Annotated in this window: 16 protein-coding genes; 2 read left to right on the top strand and 14 right to left on the bottom strand. The window is 55.5% G+C overall.

The genetic code is table 11. The features are described 5' to 3' along the window. Positions 1-23: 23 nt before the first annotated feature. On the bottom strand, positions 24-671 hold the full coding sequence (gene adk, locus FEZ62_RS14635) for an adenylate kinase (protein ID WP_069899515.1): 648 nt from the start codon (positions 669-671) through the stop codon (positions 24-26). A gap of 249 nt (positions 672-920) precedes the next feature. Next, positions 921-3,557, bottom strand: a complete 2,637-nt coding sequence (gene ppc, locus FEZ62_RS14630; protein WP_172928475.1) for a phosphoenolpyruvate carboxylase — start codon at positions 3,555-3,557, stop codon at positions 921-923. A gap of 184 nt (positions 3,558-3,741) precedes the next feature. Between ppc and FEZ62_RS14625 the strand changes: the two genes are divergently transcribed. Both FEZ62_RS14625 and FEZ62_RS14620 read left to right on the top strand, forming a co-directional pair. Further along, on the top strand, positions 3,742-3,885 hold the full coding sequence (locus FEZ62_RS14625) for a hypothetical protein (protein WP_172928473.1): 144 nt from the start codon (positions 3,742-3,744) through the stop codon (positions 3,883-3,885). An 89-nt stretch (positions 3,886-3,974) separates the two neighbouring features. Next, positions 3,975-4,304 (top strand): hypothetical protein, encoded by a 330-nt coding sequence (locus FEZ62_RS14620; RefSeq protein ID WP_150547424.1) that lies wholly within the window; start codon positions 3,975-3,977, stop codon positions 4,302-4,304. Between the two features lie 198 nt (positions 4,305-4,502). Here FEZ62_RS14620 and FEZ62_RS14615 read toward each other — a convergent pair whose 3' ends face one another. The 12 genes from FEZ62_RS14615 to FEZ62_RS14560 all read right to left on the bottom strand — a co-directional run bounded on the left by FEZ62_RS14615 (position 4,503) and on the right by FEZ62_RS14560 (position 15,771). Then, positions 4,503-4,850 carry a hypothetical protein gene (locus tag FEZ62_RS14615; RefSeq protein ID WP_172928471.1) on the bottom strand — a complete coding sequence of 116 codons (348 nt, stop codon included), beginning with the start codon at positions 4,848-4,850 and terminating at the stop codon, positions 4,503-4,505. Positions 4,851-4,919: 69 nt separating this feature from the next. Then, entirely contained in the window at positions 4,920-5,600 is a 681-nt protein-coding gene (locus FEZ62_RS14610) for a hypothetical protein (protein ID WP_172928469.1), read from the bottom strand. Between the two features lie 474 nt (positions 5,601-6,074). After that, complete coding sequence (locus FEZ62_RS14605) at positions 6,075-6,401, bottom strand: hypothetical protein (RefSeq protein WP_069899521.1); 327 nt, start codon at positions 6,399-6,401, stop codon at positions 6,075-6,077. Further along, the gene (locus tag FEZ62_RS14600) at positions 6,398-7,276 is read right to left on the bottom strand and encodes an alpha/beta fold hydrolase (protein WP_172928467.1); all 879 of its coding nucleotides are present in this window, start codon (positions 7,274-7,276) and stop codon (positions 6,398-6,400) included. The genes FEZ62_RS14605 and FEZ62_RS14600 overlap by 4 nt, the downstream gene beginning before the upstream one ends. Beyond that, a complete protein-coding gene (locus FEZ62_RS14595) occupies positions 7,276-8,022 on the bottom strand; it encodes a TIGR00266 family protein (protein ID WP_172928465.1) in 747 nt (248 codons plus the stop codon). Before FEZ62_RS14595 ends, FEZ62_RS14600 begins: the two co-directional genes overlap by 1 nt. Before the next feature lie 62 nt (positions 8,023-8,084). Then, a complete protein-coding gene (locus FEZ62_RS14590) occupies positions 8,085-8,711 on the bottom strand; it encodes a hemolysin III family protein (RefSeq protein ID WP_069899524.1) in 627 nt (208 codons plus the stop codon). A 230-nt stretch (positions 8,712-8,941) separates the two neighbouring features. Continuing rightward, positions 8,942-10,237, bottom strand: a complete 1,296-nt coding sequence (locus FEZ62_RS14585) for a flavohemoglobin expression-modulating QEGLA motif protein (protein ID WP_170827731.1) — start codon at positions 10,235-10,237, stop codon at positions 8,942-8,944. A 29-nt stretch (positions 10,238-10,266) separates the two neighbouring features. Next, entirely contained in the window at positions 10,267-10,818 is a 552-nt protein-coding gene (locus tag FEZ62_RS14580; RefSeq protein ID WP_172928463.1) for a hypothetical protein, read from the bottom strand. A gap of 195 nt (positions 10,819-11,013) precedes the next feature. After that, entirely contained in the window at positions 11,014-11,718 is a 705-nt protein-coding gene (locus tag FEZ62_RS14575) for a TetR family transcriptional regulator (RefSeq protein ID WP_345940449.1), read from the bottom strand. Between the two features lie 166 nt (positions 11,719-11,884). After that, positions 11,885-13,384: a lysine--tRNA ligase gene (gene lysS, locus FEZ62_RS14570; RefSeq protein ID WP_090508934.1), complete on the bottom strand. Its 1,500-nt coding sequence runs from the start codon at positions 13,382-13,384 to the stop codon at positions 11,885-11,887. A 212-nt stretch (positions 13,385-13,596) separates the two neighbouring features. Continuing rightward, positions 13,597-14,692, bottom strand: a protein-coding gene (gene prfB, locus FEZ62_RS14565) for a peptide chain release factor 2 (protein WP_139134676.1) whose coding sequence is annotated in 2 segments (ribosomal slippage) — positions 13,597-14,619 and positions 14,621-14,692 — 1,095 coding nt in all. Because the reading frame shifts where the segments join, the coding sequence is not laid out codon by codon here. Between the two features lie 89 nt (positions 14,693-14,781). Then, on the bottom strand, positions 14,782-15,771 hold the full coding sequence (locus FEZ62_RS14560; protein ID WP_242454958.1) for a PleD family two-component system response regulator: 990 nt from the start codon (positions 15,769-15,771) through the stop codon (positions 14,782-14,784). Positions 15,772-15,816: the final 45 nt, after the last annotated feature.

The following is a 15,816-nucleotide window of genomic DNA, read 5'->3' as shown; positions in this document are numbered from 1 at the left end:
CAAAGGCGCTTACCTGTGCGGTCTTAGCTAAGTGCTGCCAACACCTTGGCAGTGATCTCATCGACCGAGCCAACGCCTTGAACGGCGGTGTACTTTGGCGTGCCTTCAGCAGCCGAAAGTGCCTGATAGAAGGCGACCAGCGGTTGAGTCTGCGAATGGTAAACCGACAGGCGATGACGCACGGTCTCTTCCTTGTCGTCTTCACGCTGAATCAGCTCTTCACCGGTTTCATCGTCTTTACCGGCTACTTTCGGCGGATTGTGTTCGGTGTGGTAAACGCGGCCCGAGGCCGGGTGAACGCGGCGACCGGCGATACGGCCGACGATTTCTTCGTCATCTACTGCGATTTCGATAACAGCGTCGATGACCACGCCTGCGTTCTTCAGGGCTTCTGCCTGAGGAATGGTGCGCGGGAAGCCGTCAAACAGGAAACCACCGGCGCAATCCGGCTGAGTCAGGCGCTCACGGATCAGATCAATGATGATTTCGTCAGATACCAGACCGCCGCTATCCATCACACCCTTGACCTTGAGGCCAAGCGGGCTGCCGGCTTTGACCGCTGCACGAAGCATGTCACCGGTGGAGATTTGTGGAATGCCGAACTTCTTGGTAATGAAGCCGGCCTGGGTACCTTTACCGGCACCGGGCGCCCCTAGCAGAATCACGCGCATCGATGTGCTCCTCAAACATTAAGTAGTAATCGTCGGACTCGCCTCATGGGGCCAATCTCAATAATAGGTTTCGGCTGTTGGACACAGGGGTGCCAAATTGCCAAAGGCCGATCAAGATACACAGCGCACACCCAGCGCACAAGCCATCGAAAGTAGCAGGAACCTCAATGGCACAAAAGTCGCACGTGGTCTAATGTCGCAGGTCCAAAAAGACGCGAACCTGCGCCATCACACGCCGATAAGCGAGCCTTATCCGGTGTTGCGCAAACCCGCCGCAATACCGGCGACGCTCACCAGCAAAGCTTGTTCCAGAGGGCTGTCTGCGGTACTTTCGCGCATTCTCGAGCGTGCCAAAAGCTCAGCCTGAAGCAAATGCAGGGGATCGAGATAGGTATTGCGCACACTGATCGAGGCCAGGGTCACCGGCGAGTGACCCAGCAGCCGGGACTGGCCAGTCAGCTCCAGAACAGCCGCACACGCCTGCGACAATAGGTCGCGCAAATGATCGCCCAGCGGTCGTAAATCCGCACTCACCAGCCGCTCGTCATAGAGTTTTGCGATGTCGGCGTCTGCTTTACTGAGGACCATTTCGAGCATGTCGATGCGCGTCCGGAAGAACGGCCAGTGCTCACGCATGTGCCGGAGCAAATCGCCTTCGCCGCGCTCAATCGCCTTGCCCAGCGCATGATCCCAACCCAGCCAGGCCGGTAACATCAGTCGTGTCTGGGTCCAGGCAAATATCCACGGAATCGCCCGTAAGCTCTCAATGCCGCCCGCCCGACGCTTGGCAGGGCGACTACCGAGCGGCAAACGCCCCAATTCCTGTTCTGGCGTGGCCTGACGGAAATACTCGACAAATTGCGGATGGCTGCGCACCACGCCCCGGTATCCCTCGACACCATCTGCCGACAAGCGGTCCATCATTTCCCGCCATTGCTGCTCGGGCGCAGGCGGAGGCAGCAAGGTGGCTTCAAGCACCGCCGACAGATAAAGGTTGAGGTTCTGCTCGGCAATTCTCGGCAGGCCAAACTTGAAGCGAATCATCTCGCCCTGCTCAGTAGTACGGAAACGCCCATTCACCGAACCCGGCGGCTGCGAAAGAATCGCAGCATGAGCAGGACCGCCGCCCCGCCCAACCGTGCCACCACGGCCATGGAACAACAACAATTCAACCTGATGCGCTGCACACACCTGCACCAGACTTTCCTGCGCACGGTACTGCGCCCAGGCGGCTGCGGTTGTGCCGGCATCCTTGGAGGAGTCGGAATAGCCGATCATCACTTCCTGCGGCCCGCTGAGGCGTGCGCGGTAACTTTCCAGACCGAGCAATTGATCGATCACAGCGCCGGCGTTATTCAGATCTGCCAGTGTTTCAAACAGCGGCACCACCCGGATCGGTCGCTGCAATCCGGCTTCTTTAAGCAGCAGTTGCACCGCCAGTACATCCGAGCCTGCACCCGCCATCGAAATAACATAAGAACCCAATGAGGCCTCGGGCGCGGCGGCGACTTCTCGGCAGGTTGCCAGCACCTCGGCGGTGTCAGTTTCTGGTTTGAAATGCGCCGGCAACAGTGGTCGACGGCTGTCCAGTTCGGTTTGCAGGAACATCAACCGCGCCGGTTCATCCCAGTCGGCGTAACGGCCCAGCCCCAGATATTCGGTGATTTCAGTCAGTGCGGCGGTGTGGCGGCTGGAGTCCTGGCGGACATCGAGGCGCACCAGGAACAAGCCAAAGGTGGCCACCCGACGCAGACAATCGAGCAGCGGCCCGTCGGCGATCACGCCCATGCCGCACTCATGTAGCGAGCGATAGCACAGCGCCAGCGGCGCCATCAGTTGCTCGTTGTCCTGCAACACAGCAAGGGGCGCAGGCACTTCGCGGGTGAGTGAAGCATGCGCCCAGTTGCGTGTTTCACGCAGGCGGTCACGCAGCAGTTTCAGCTGCGCTCGATACGGCTCGGCCGTTTTGCCGACGACCGAGCACAACTCATCGCTGGCCTGCTGCATGGACAGCTCAGACGCCAGTTCATCGACATCACGCAGGTAAAGGTCTGCCGCCATCCAGCGCGCCAGCAGCAAGACTTCGCGGGTTACGGGGGCGGTTACATTGGGGTTACCGTCGCGGTCACCGCCCATCCATGAGGCAAACCGGATTGGCGCCGCCTCGATAGGTAAGCGTTTTCCGGTAGCGGCCAGCAATTGCTGATCGGTTTTTCGCAAGAATTGCGGCACCGCCTGCCACAGCGAGTGCTCGATAACCGCAAAGCCCCACTTGGCCTCATCAATCGGCGTGGGTCGCACCCGCCGGATCTCTTCGGTGTGCCAGGCCTCAGAAATCAACCGCTGCAAACGCTGCTGCACTTGCTCGCGCTCCTCGGGCAGCAGGTCATCGTGATCCTGCGCGGCTAACTGCGCGGCGATTGCATCGTATTTTTGGATAAGCGTGCGGCGTGCCACCTCAGTCGGGTGCGCCGTGAGCACCAGCTCAATATCGAGCGAGGCTATCTGTTCTGCCAGTTCGGCGCTTTGATGCCCGCTGGCCAGCAGCCGCTGGAGGAGTTCCGGCAGCACGCAATCGGCCAGTTGCTCGGGCTCATCGGCGCTGCGTCGGCGGATGCAATGATATTGCTCGGCAATGTTGGCCAGATTGAGGAACTGGTTGAAGGCGCGGGCAACTGGCAGCAGCTCGTCGTCGTTCAGGCTGTCGAGAGTCTCGCTGAGCTGCTGAGCGCCTTTGGCAGAGCCTTGACGAGCAGCCTTGGCACCTTTGCGAATACGCTCGATCTTCTCCAGAAATGCATCGCCACGCTGGTCGCGAATGGTATCGCCAAGCAACTCACCGAGTTGATGAACATCTTCGCGCAGTCGTACGTCGATCTCAGCCATGCCAGAACCTCCTGCAAATCCATGTATGCCAAGAGTGCACAGCGCGGCGCGTTCTTACAAGAGTGCGACAGCTGGCGGCATATCTGCCGCGTTAGAACTAATCTTGCAGATGACGACTCCAAAAGAACGTTAACACCCGCGTAATCACACATGCCTACCACGAATAGGCTAAGGATTGAGCTGAATGAAAATTCGCGAACCAATACGCCATTGGGAACATAACGCAGAAGGCAGCAATGTCGTTGCTACTGACGAAATGGGCGATCCGCTCCATGACAAAGACGGGCAAGCGTTAGGAAAAACTGAATACCTCCTGAAAGCTGCATGACACACAGCCTTGCGATCACTTAACAAGCCGTGATCCTGAAAGGCAGCCACACCGTTTAAGAACAAACTCAGCCAAGCAGGAGATTTCATATGAACACTTTCAGAGACATGTTGAACAACTGGGAATCCAAGTCGCAGGAAGCCAGTGAGCGGGTTGAATTCACCCTCACTATGGACAAGCATGATCTGGTCAAAATCAAAGCATTCGCCAAAGCTTATGGACTGGACGAAGCCACCATCACCGAAGACCTGATCCGCTCGGCCATTAAAGAAGCAGAACAGGCTATGCCCTACGTAAAAGGCCAAGAGGTCATCAGGATCGAAGAAGGCGAAGAGATTTATGCCGATGCCGGCAAAACCCCATTATTCGTGGAAGCCGAGCAGGCGATTTCTCACGAGATGCATATGAAAAGTCAGTGACTAATCAATTGCAATTTGATTTGGCCGATACGAGGCATATTTCGATAGGCTGAGATCGGCCGGGGGCGGTCATCTACTGACTACGGCACCATGGAAGATTCACACTTCGCCACGCCATTTAACCTTGGATTAAGGGGCGAGCGTCAGCGAGTCCAGTCCACGCTTATTGGGGCGCTTTGGAATTGCCTTGCTATACGCTTAGTCTGGTTTTGTTTGAATAATGGTAATATTTTTAGCATTAGCTATTAATACCGTGACTTCCTTCTCTGAGAAGCCCTCAAGGTGAAAAACTTCGTTATCTTTAGTATTAAGGATTACTTTACGAGATGCTTTGTTTTTTAACCACTGAACGACCACTGCCGCAATGGATGGCGCCAAAGACAAACCTGAAAGAGCTTTAATTATCTCTAGCGTCTCACCGGTAGCAAGAACGGTACCCGGAAGAAAATGGTTTACCTTGCTGCAAGGAATATCGTATTTGTCCAAAAGCGCAGTAAAATCATCAGCTCCATTTTTAAATAATCTAACTTCTAGTGCTTCGTCCATTCCTTAACTCCATTCGTCATGATCCATAGAGCTGCGCTCTACGGAAATTTGTCCGGCAGCATCGCTTTGTTAGGCCTTCGCGATCTCTCGCTCGAAGTCATCTCTGAAATTGTACATCAACCGATCTAACTCCCAACCGTTGAGGCCGGCTGCTCCCGCTACGTCAAGAAAAAAATCTTCATGCTCTTGATATTTTTTGAAATTCAGACCTAATGCCTCAGAAATCGCCTTGATCCGCACATCAATGGCTATGCTATCTCTGAAATCTTCATGATAAACATCCATCATGATGTTTCTTGCATATTTAGGCCCTATGCCTGGAAGTTGCTGAAGAAATTTCATTTTTCCATCGCGACCTTCTGCTGAAAGAAGTTTTTGTTTTGCTTGTTTCAATCCACCCAGATCGTTTAGAGCTTTAAAGCAACTAAGAATAAAACCAGCTTTTCTATCTGGCATTCTGATCTTAGCAACTCGGCAAACTGATTTAACAACTACCTCCCTGTCATCATTACTCAAGCCAGAGAGCGCATTAAAAGTAACTTGATTATAATTATCTTTATTACCGATAAGCCCTTCCCAGCCAGACGACCTTCCCATTGTTGAGAAGCTTTGGAGTAAGAAATGCCACAAAAAATCATCTCGTTCAATTTCGGAGTATTTTTTCTTCAATGAATCGAGATACTCTGCATTCTGCTCGTATATATTTCTTGCGATAGTCGCCAGCTTGGCAACTTCTACTTTGTATGGCATGCGCTTCCTCATAGGACTAACGATAATGTTAAGGGGCATGCTTTAGCCCGCCCCTGTGAATGAAATGAGCGTTTTGAGCGCATTGCTATACGAGTCCACACGATATCTTGTTGTCTGTGTGTGTGTGTCGAGTTGAATCGACCCAGTTTTCCTAGACACATAATGACCGCTCAAGGCTGATTGCTGCCATACACTTCAGGCTAAAGTCTGCCGTATGCAGTCAGCAGATTATCTCTAGAAAACTTGGGGCGAATTACTGCAGTCCGGAATTGATAACCAATATCCATCAACATAAAACAATCGATAATTCGAACTTCGACCAACGCCTAAGGAAGTCGGCCCCGACGCCACGTTTTCTGGCGCTGTCACGCAAACTCCTGCACACGCAGGCAGAACCACTCGACAACGCCGAGCACCAGCATTTACAGCGTTCAGCCACACCCGCCATGCGGCGTGTGTGGCTGAACGGGGCGTTTAAGGCATTACCTTGGTTGGGGTTTCCTGGCCAATGCAGTGCACGGCTTGCTTGCGTGAGTCGACCAGCACGCCAGAGAGGCCTTTCTGCTCGGTATCAAACAACACCAGCACGCCATCGATGCACTGAGCCACCTGACTGGCGGGCTTGAGCGAGATTTTGTAGTCCTCGCCGGGCACTGTCTTGAGCATGGTGAATTCGGACAGCAGCAGTGCGTCCTGCTCTTTGGCGAAGTGCACATAGCCGTAGTAAGAAAGAATTGCGATGGTCGCGCAGACGCTACCAATGGCAGTGAGAATCAGCGGGATTGGGTCACGTTCACTCATTGTGGGCTCTCGGGGTCAGGAACTTCAGCCAAACGGCGCAGGCCGGTGAATCCGCGCGGATCGCTCATAAACAGCAGCATCACCTGGCGCCATGTCGGGTCGGCAAATGTTTGCACATGATTGCCACGGGTTGGCTGGAACACCCGTGGCGGCGGCGCAGCTTGATACAAACTGACGCCGTTGGAAAGAGGCACAACCGGATCATCAATGCTGTGAAAGATCAGCATCGGCACGCCAGTCAGCTGCGGCATGGCCTTGATCGCGCTGTCGCCATCGGGCACAAACCAACTCAGCGGCACCTGCAACGGCCATGTTAGCCATGCATTACCCAGTGCGAATTGAGCGACATCACGATAACTGGCCGGTACGCCATCAAGCACCAGCGCCTTGAGTTTTTTACGCTGCTGCGGTTGCTCGGCCAGATAATGCACGGCCATCGCACCACCCAAGCTCTGTCCGAGCAGAAACAGCGGCTTGCCAGTAACTTCCGGGGCTTGATCGAGCCACGCAAATGCCGCGTCTATATCTTCATAGACCGCCGGTAAGGACGGCGTACCGGCGGAGGTACCAAAGCCGCGATAATCCAGCATCAGCACTTGGTAACCCTGTTCCGGCAACCAGAATGGCCCGCCCAGATGCGCCGCCATATTGCCGCCATTGCCGTGAAGGTACAGCACCGTACCTTGCACATCGGTCCCCGCCTTGGCCGGCAGCCACCATGCGCTCAAGCGCGTACCGTCGGCGGCCATAAGGCTGACATCACGGTATTCAAGTTTGGCAGCAGTCGGTGTGTAGGCCAGATGCTTATCGGGATAGAACAGCAACTCGCTGCAGCCCTGCAGCAGCAACAGCGCCAGCAGCCAGACGAGGCGCATTATTGGCCACCTGTGCGCACTTCCTCGCGGGCCTTGTAGGTGGCCTCGTAAACGCGCTCGGCGAGCCGGGAGAATGGCAGGCTTTGAATCCATACGGTGCCTGTGCCCTTGAGCGTAGCCAGCCAGATGCCCTCGCCGCCGAACAGCATGCTTTTCAGGCCGCCCGCCAGCTTGATATTGTAATCAATGCCCTCACTGAACGCCACCAGACAACCGGTATCGAGGCGCAGCGTCTGATTGTTCAGCTCTTTGCGGATGACCGCGCCGCCCGCATGCACAAACACCAGACCGTCGCCTTCGAGTTTTTGCAGGATGAAGCCCTCACCGCCAAAGAATCCGGCGCCAAGGCGCTTGCTGAAGCTGATGCCAATCGAGGTGCCGCGGGCTGCACACAGAAACGCATCCTTCTGGCAATGCAACGTGCCGCCAACATTCGCCAACGAGATCGGCACCACCGTGCCTGGATAAGGGGCGGCAAACGCCACCCGAGCCTGCGTCTTGCCGTCATTGGAGAAGTGCGTCATGAACAGCGATTCGCCGGTGACCATGCGCTTGCCGGCGCTCCACAACTTGCCCAGCACACCCGTCGCGGAACCATCCCCCATGCGGGTCTCGAAACGCACATCTTCGGTCATGTAGTTCATCATCCCGGCCTCGGCAATCACCGTTTCACCCGGATCGAGAATGATCTCGACGCACTGCGCCGAGCTGCCGATGATTTCGTATTCGAGCTGATGGCTGTCCATAGAGCGTCCTTGTGTGCAGGCACCGGATTGACCGGGTCTCAGACCGTGCGGGTCAGGCAATACTATCGAACATAACCAATAATGGAAATGAAGTGTGACATCGAGCCTAACAATACAAACAGGTGCCAAATACCATGACTGTGCCGGAGACTTATAACTTCATCCAACACATAAAAAATAATACCGACGGTATAAAACAATCCACCCGCCACTAACCAATAAAAACCCGCTGCGTGCAACGCCTGCTTCAAGGCGGTTAATTCCAGCGCGCAAGTCCAGCCCATTATCAAATAAATACTTATTTGCAGAATCTCGACCCGATTCTTTTTGAATACATCAATACAGATCCCGACCACCGCCATCGACCAGACAAAGATCAGCAGCTCAAGCCCATGACTGTGCTCCAGCGAAACCAGCATGAACGGCGTGTAGGTCCCTGCGATCAGCAGGTAGATCGCCACGTGATCGAGCTTGCGAAAAATTCGCTTGAGTGTCGGCAGGTAGAAGCTGTGATACAGCGTGGAACACACATACAGAACAACCAGAGCAAAACCAAAAACTGCATAACTAAGGGTTAGCTTTAAATCTTTCAGCATAACGCCAACAGCAATCAGCGCGCCCAGCCCCACCAAAGCAAAAACAGCACCGACCAAATGGGTAATGCTGTTAAATTTCTCACCGCTATACATTGATAATATCCATATTAAAATTCCAGGCTTCCAAAGCAAGGGTAAATATTGAAGCCCGCGCTGCCCCAAAGTTCACACTTCAAATGGTTACGATTGATATAAATCACCCGCCAAGGATGCGACGCGCGCAGGCCAACCGGCGTACTTGTTAACAAGCGCTGTTTACAATGAGTAAATGAGCATTTTAAACAGGCACTCCGGCGCAGTGGCAGCCAGCGCAGCAGCCCGCCTCAGAGGATATTGGCGTAATCGGCCTCGATTCTTTCCAGGCTCAGGTGATTGAGGAAGTTTGAGAAGCACATCCACGCTGACAGCGAGTTCAAGTCGCTGAACTGCGGCGGCAGGTACTTGGGCGGCACCACCAGTCCTTCATCGACCAGCTGGCGCAACGTGCGCATATCTTCGAGGGTGGTCTTGCCGCAAAACAGCAGCGGAATCTGCTCCAGCTTGCCTTTGCGCACAGCGAGCTGGATGTAGTTGTAGATCATGATGAAGCCTTTCAGGTACGAAAGGTCCTTGGTGAACGGCAGGCCAGTCGGTGTAGAGCCACGGAATGCCCGGTTGGCATTGCTGTAGCTCTCTTCCATGCTGAAACCCTGCTCACGGTAGAAGTCGAATACCTGCAGGAAATCAGCGCCCTCCTCGGCCATGTGAATGGCGCGAGTGCGGTTGGTCAGTTTGCGCAAACGAGTCGGATACGAGGCGAAGGTGATGACTTCCATCAGAATCGCCAGGCCTTCCTGCGTAACTGTTGATGAAGGTGGACCTTTGGCCAGAAAGGTACAGATCGGCTGGTTCTGACCATTCAGGGTCGTTGCCACATGCACCAGCCCTTCGTGGACCTCAAGCGCACGCACATCGCGCTCGTTGAACATGGCATCGGTGCGGATCTTGATGTAGTCGGCGCCTGCGGCTGCGTCGGCGAGAATGCCGTCGGACTCGAACACGCGAATCGTGTCTTCGTGCTCGCCGAACACCTTATTCAGGCGATGCTGGAGCAGATCGACCGCTGTTTTAGCGTCCAGATCTTTCGCCTCGTCCTTGAGGTCACCGCGTTTGTCGATGTTATTCAGAAAGCCCGAGAACATTACGCCGAGATCGGCCAGAGTCGGATCACCGGCATGGAAGGCATCCGAGGCCGCGCCGTAGAGTTCCTGCGAGATAAGACCGAAGTCTTCGGTGCCGCGCGCTTCGAGCATGCGAATAACCATGCGGTATTCACGGCACATGCGGCGCATGATCTGGCCAACCGGGTTGAATTGCCCCAGTTGGCGGGTGACATCGCGTTCGATGTTCTGAAATTCGAGTTTCTTCGCGGCGGTATCAAACGCCAGCGGGCGATTGACGTAGTAATCACGATCAACCTGCGGCAGCGCCTTGCCTTTGTGTTTGAGGAACTCGTTGCGTACGTTTTCGTCCCACTTCACCGCATCCAGCACGCGGATCGGGGTTTGCGCCTCTACAATCCGGTCGGACAGTGCGCGGACGACTAATTGGTAATCGTCCAAACCTACATGACTGTTCATTGCTCTCTCACGACCTCACACCCACACAATCACTCGCTGGTACGCTGATAACGGCCGACCTCGACAAACACATCAGAGTTGGCCGGGTCGTTCAGGTAGGCGAATACTTTTTCCATTGGCGAGGTTATCAACACCCCTTCGCCGATTGGCATGTCGACCCGTTCACCTTGCCACAGGCCATCGTCAAGCTCTTGCAGCATGCGCTCGACATCCAGAGCATACAATACCAGCTCGTTATCATTGGTCAGCTCGAAGCCACCAATCGCAAAGTTTGCTCCCAGACGCTTCGGCAAACCGGTGGACAGATACCAGCGCTTACCGTGATGGGCCACGGTAAAACCAAATTCCTGCATGCTCTCCAGGTTGTCCGGGCTGTTCTCGTAGGTTCGCGCCTTGTAGGTATTGGAGCCGGCGCGGCTGATTTCGAGATACTGCATCTCACCCCATTCATCCTTGCGCGCCCAGTCGCCCAGCAGCGGGATCGGGGCAGCCTCGTTGGCCGGAATCGGATCTTTGAACGTTACCAGGCAGCCACTCAACAATATGAATGATAACGCGACCATCACACGCCAGGCCTTCATTCAGCTCTCCTTCTGAAAACGAGTTGGCAAAGCAATACGCACGGTGCAGCTGATTACCCTGACATTGGACAGTTGCACTGGATAGCAACCGCCACTATCAAAGCATGCAGTTACAAAATAGCCGATAAACGGTCGCGAAGAGCGGTTACCCGCACAAAAACCAGCAAAAAAATCCACGGGCGCGGATTAAACGGTTCAGGCCAGCTTCAAAACCAGATACATGTGGCGCTTGAGAATGGCCAGCATTGCTGACTTGTCTAGGACTTCGACGCCGTCGATCAGGCCCTGATATTCCATTTGCAGAATGACCGGCATCAGCAACCTTGAGTCTTCAAAGGGCTGATCCGAGCCCAAAGCCTCAAAGAATTTGCTCACGCCAAACAGCACCATTTTACGGTGCGCGCGCCATAGCTCATGCAGGCCGGGATTGAACAACGCGGCGTGATAGAAAGCCTGCCCGGCAATCAGCTGATCGCGCCGTGTGGTCAGTTGCATCACCACATAGTCGAGGGCGATCTGCGCCAACTCGTCAGCTAGCACCTGACGCTCATTCGGGCACTCACCACGGGCTTTCAAGCTGGCAAAAAGCCGGTTTTCAGTCTGCGACCAATAGGCTTCAAGGTTGGCCGCGCTTTGCTCGACAAACTGAGTAAAGGTGTCGCTGATCAGGTCGTCGATATCATCGAAATAATAGGTGGTGGCCGATAGCGGCACTTGCGCTTCGGCAGCAACTGCCCGATGGCGCACCGCACGCACGCCTTCACGGACTATAAGGCGCATGGTCGCATCGAGAATCGCCTGGCGGCGTAATTCACTGCCAGCACGGCTGGCCTTGCGACCCTGGTACTGCAGCGTATCGGCAACCGTTTTGGCTTTGGGCGTGTTGAGTGTAGGGATCACAGCAGATCTCCTTAAAATGAGGCATCAGTACATATTGTTGTTTTTATCGGGCAAGCCAACTGTAACCGCTAAAAACAAAAAACCGCCAGCGCTGGCGGTTTTTTTATTCTTAGCTTTTATTGCTAACTCGAATAAGCGAGTCAGGCAGAAGACTGCCTGAGGCTGCTTAGCTTTCCGGGCGCATGTGCGGGAACAGAATCACGTCACGGATCGACGGCGCGTCAGTCAACAGCATCACCAGACGGTCGATACCAATGCCCTCGCCCGCAGTTGGCGGCATGCCATATTCGAGCGCACGGACGAAATCGGCATCGTAATGCATGGCTTCGTCGTCGCCTGCATCTTTATCCGCGACCTGCGCCATGAAACGCTCAGCCTGATCTTCTGCATCGTTAAGCTCGGAATAGGCGTTGGCGATTTCGCGGCCACCAATGAACAGCTCGAAACGGTCAGTGACGCTTGGGTCCTGATCGTTACGGCGCGCCAGCGGCGACACTTCGAACGGGTACTGAGTGATGAAGTGCGGTTGCTCCAGCTTGTGCTCGACCAGCTCTTCGAAAATCATCACCTGCAATTTGCCCAGCCCTTCAAAACCGAGCACCTTGGCACCGGCCTTCTTGGCGATTTCACGGGCCACGTCGATGTCCTGCAACTGCTCGGCAGTGACGTCGGTGTACTTGAGGATCGAGTCGAATACCGACATCCGCGCAAACGGCTCGCCAAAGTGGAAAACCTTGCCCTGATACGGCACATCGGTGGTGCCCAGCACCAACTGCGCCAACTCACGGAACAGCTCTTCGGTGAGGTCCATGTTGTCTTCGTAGTCGGCGTAAGCCTGATAGAACTCAAGCATGGTGAATTCCGGGTTGTGACGCGTCGAGACGCCTTCGTTACGGAAGTTGCGGTTGATCTCGAACACGCGCTCGAAGCCGCCAACAACCAGGCGCTTGAGATAAAGCTCAGGCGCAATGCGCAGGTACATCGGCATGTCCAGCGCGTTATGGAAAGTCTCGAACGGGGTCGCCGCCGCGCCGCCCGGGATGGTTTGCAGCATGGGCGTTTCAACTTCGAGGAAGTCACGTTCGGCGAGGAACTTGCGAATGTGCGCGATCACCTGAGAACGCACGCGGAAATCCTGACGCACTTCTTCGTTAACGATCAGGTCGACGTAACGCTGACGATAGCGCTGTTCGGTGTCGGTCAGGCCGTGGTGCTTGTCTGGCAGCGGGCGCAGCGACTTGGTCAGCAGGCGCACGTTGCTCATTTCAACGTAAAGATCGCCCTTGCCGGAGCGTGCCAGCGTGCCTTCAGCGGCAATGATGTCACCCAGATCCCAGGTTTTAACCGCTGCCAGGGTTTCTTCCGGCAGGGTTTTACGGTTGACGTAAACCTGAATGCGCCCGGTCATGTCTTGCAGCACCATGAAGGCGCCACGGTTAAGCATGATGCGACCGGCAACCTTGACCGGAATAGCGGCTTCGGCCAGCTCTTCCTTGGTCTTATCGACGTACTGTTTCTGCAAGTCCGCGCAGTAGCTGTCACGGCGGAAATCGTTCGGGAAGGCATTACCCTGCTGACGCGCGGCGGCAAGTTTTTCCTTGCGCTGGGCAATCAGCTTGTTCTCTTCCTGTTGCAGTTCATTCGTGTCGATGTGTTGGTCGCTCATGGTTTTCGTCTATTCCTGTATTCGTAGGTTCTTGCTGAGCGCAGCGATGCTCAACATCCGGCCAGCCGGCCGGTCTCCTACGCAAATGCAGCGCCGCTCGTTGGACCTAGCACAGCTTAGCCCAACCTACATTGCGTGGTTATTCAGCGCCGGAATTCAGCGCCAAACAGCGAAGTTAGCCGGGATAACCAGCCAACTTCGCTTATGTCGCCTTACAAGCCCTGTTTCAGACTGGCTTCGATGAACTCATCGAGGTCGCCATCAAGCACCGCATCGCAGTTACTGTTCTCGATGTTGGTGCGCAAATCCTTGATCCGCGACTGGTCGAGCACGTAAGAGCGAATCTGGTGGCCCCAGCCGATGTCGGACTTGGAGTCTTCCAGCACTTGAGAGGCTGCGTTGCGTTTCTGCACTTCCTGCTCGTACAGCTTGGCCCGCAACATTTTCATCGCGGTGTCTTTGTTCGCATGCTGCGAGCGTTCGTTCTGGCAGCTCACCACGGTATTGGTCGGGACGTGGGTAATACGCACGGCCGAGTCGGTGGTGTTTACGTGCTGACCACCGGCGCCCGAGGAGCGATAGGTGTCGATGCGCAGGTCTGCCGGGTTGATCTCGATCTCGATGTTGTCATCGATTTCTGGCGAGACAAACACCGCAGTGAACGAGGTGTGGCGACGGTTGCCCGAGTCGAACGGACTCTTGCGAACCAGACGGTGAACACCGATTTCGGTGCGCAGCCAACCAAACGCGTACTCGCCCTTGATGTGCACGGTAGCGCCTTTGATACCGGCAACTTCACCGGCCGACAGCTCCATGATGGTCGCGTCGAAGCCGCGTTTGTCTGCCCAGCGCAAGTACATGCGCAGGAGCATGTTGGCCCAGTCCTGGGCTTCGGTACCGCCGGAACCTGCCTGAATATCCAGGTAGGCGTTGTTGGCGTCCATCTCGCCGCTGAACATGCGGCGGAATTCGAGCTGTTCAAGAATGCCGCGCAGGCGCTCGACTTCAGCGGCCACATCGTCGACAGCCGACTGATCGTCCTCTTCGGCGGCCATTTCTAGCAGATCACGGGAATCTGCCAGGCTGCCGTTGAGGTCATCCAGGGTTTCGACAATCAGGGCCAGAGAGGCGCGTTCACGCCCCAGATTCTGGGCGTATTCGGGATCATTCCAGACGTTCGGGTCTTCGAGCTCTCGGTTAACTTCAACTAGACGATCATGCTTTTGATCGTAGTCAAAGATACCCCCGAATAGTCTGGGTGCGCTCGGACAGGTCCTTGATGCTATTAAGGATCGGGTTGATTTCCATGGCTGGCAGCACTCGCAGGTAAAACGTTCGAAAAGCCGAACATTATACCTGCTCTGTCAACTCACCGACAGCCCGTGAATGCACAAGCCTTAATCGGCGATGCCAACCTGATTGCGACCGCCCGCCTTGGCTTGATAAAGCCCCTGATCGGCCTTCTCGACCAGCCCAACCGGGTCTTGCCCTTGCTGCGGCACCATGGTTGCGACGCCAATACTGATGGTTACGTGCGAACCTTCTGCGGGCATGTTGTGGGCAATATTCAGCTCCTCAACCGCACGGCGCAGCTTCTCGGCCTGCAACCGCGCACCGCCGCTCGAAGTGCCGGGCAGCACCATGACGAACTCTTCGCCGCCATAACGCGCGGCCAAATCACTGGCCCGGCTACAGGCCGCGTCCATCGCCTTGCCGAGCATGCGCAGCACTTCGTCGCCGGCAACATGGCCGAACTGGTCGTTATATTTCTTGAAATAGTCGACATCGATCATCACCAGCGACAACTGGCTGCTCTCGCGCATGGCGCGCTTCCATTCAATGTCCAGGTATTCGTCGAAGTGACGGCGATTGGCCAGACCGGTCAGGCCGTCCGACTTCATCATGCGTTGCAGCACCAAATTGGCTTCGAGCAACTGCTGCTGGCTTTCGCGCAATGCCCGAAACGCCTCGTCGCGCTGCTGCAGCGCGAGAAAGGAGCGCGAGTGATAACGAATGCGCGCGACCAACTCGATTACATCCGGCAGCTTCACCAGATAATCATTGGCGCCGGCGCTGAACGCGGCACACTTGATCTGCGGGTCTTCCTTGGTCGACAGCACAATAATCGGCACGTCGCGCAGATTGGGCTCCGCGCGATAGGCCGGCAGCAGGCTCAAGCCATCGACGCCGGGCATCACCAGATCCTGCAGAATCACCGTCGGTTGTATCTGCAGCGCAACGGCCACCGCCTCATGCGGGTCTGAGCAGAAATGAAAATCGATACCGGGCTCGCTGACCAACGCGCGGCGCACGGCCTCCCCGATCATGGCCTGATCATCCACCAGCAGCACCATCACGGCTTGGTTTACCGAGACTGCAGATCGCATACTTCGCCCTTCAAATCACTCATTTAAATGCCATCGCAACAGACG

The organism is Pseudomonas sp. MS19, from assembly GCF_013277615.1.
GTDB lineage: Bacteria > Pseudomonadota > Gammaproteobacteria > Pseudomonadales > Pseudomonadaceae > Aquipseudomonas > Aquipseudomonas marincola.
Note: the sequence above shows the minus strand (reverse complement) of the source record. Positions and strands in the feature narration are given on the sequence as shown.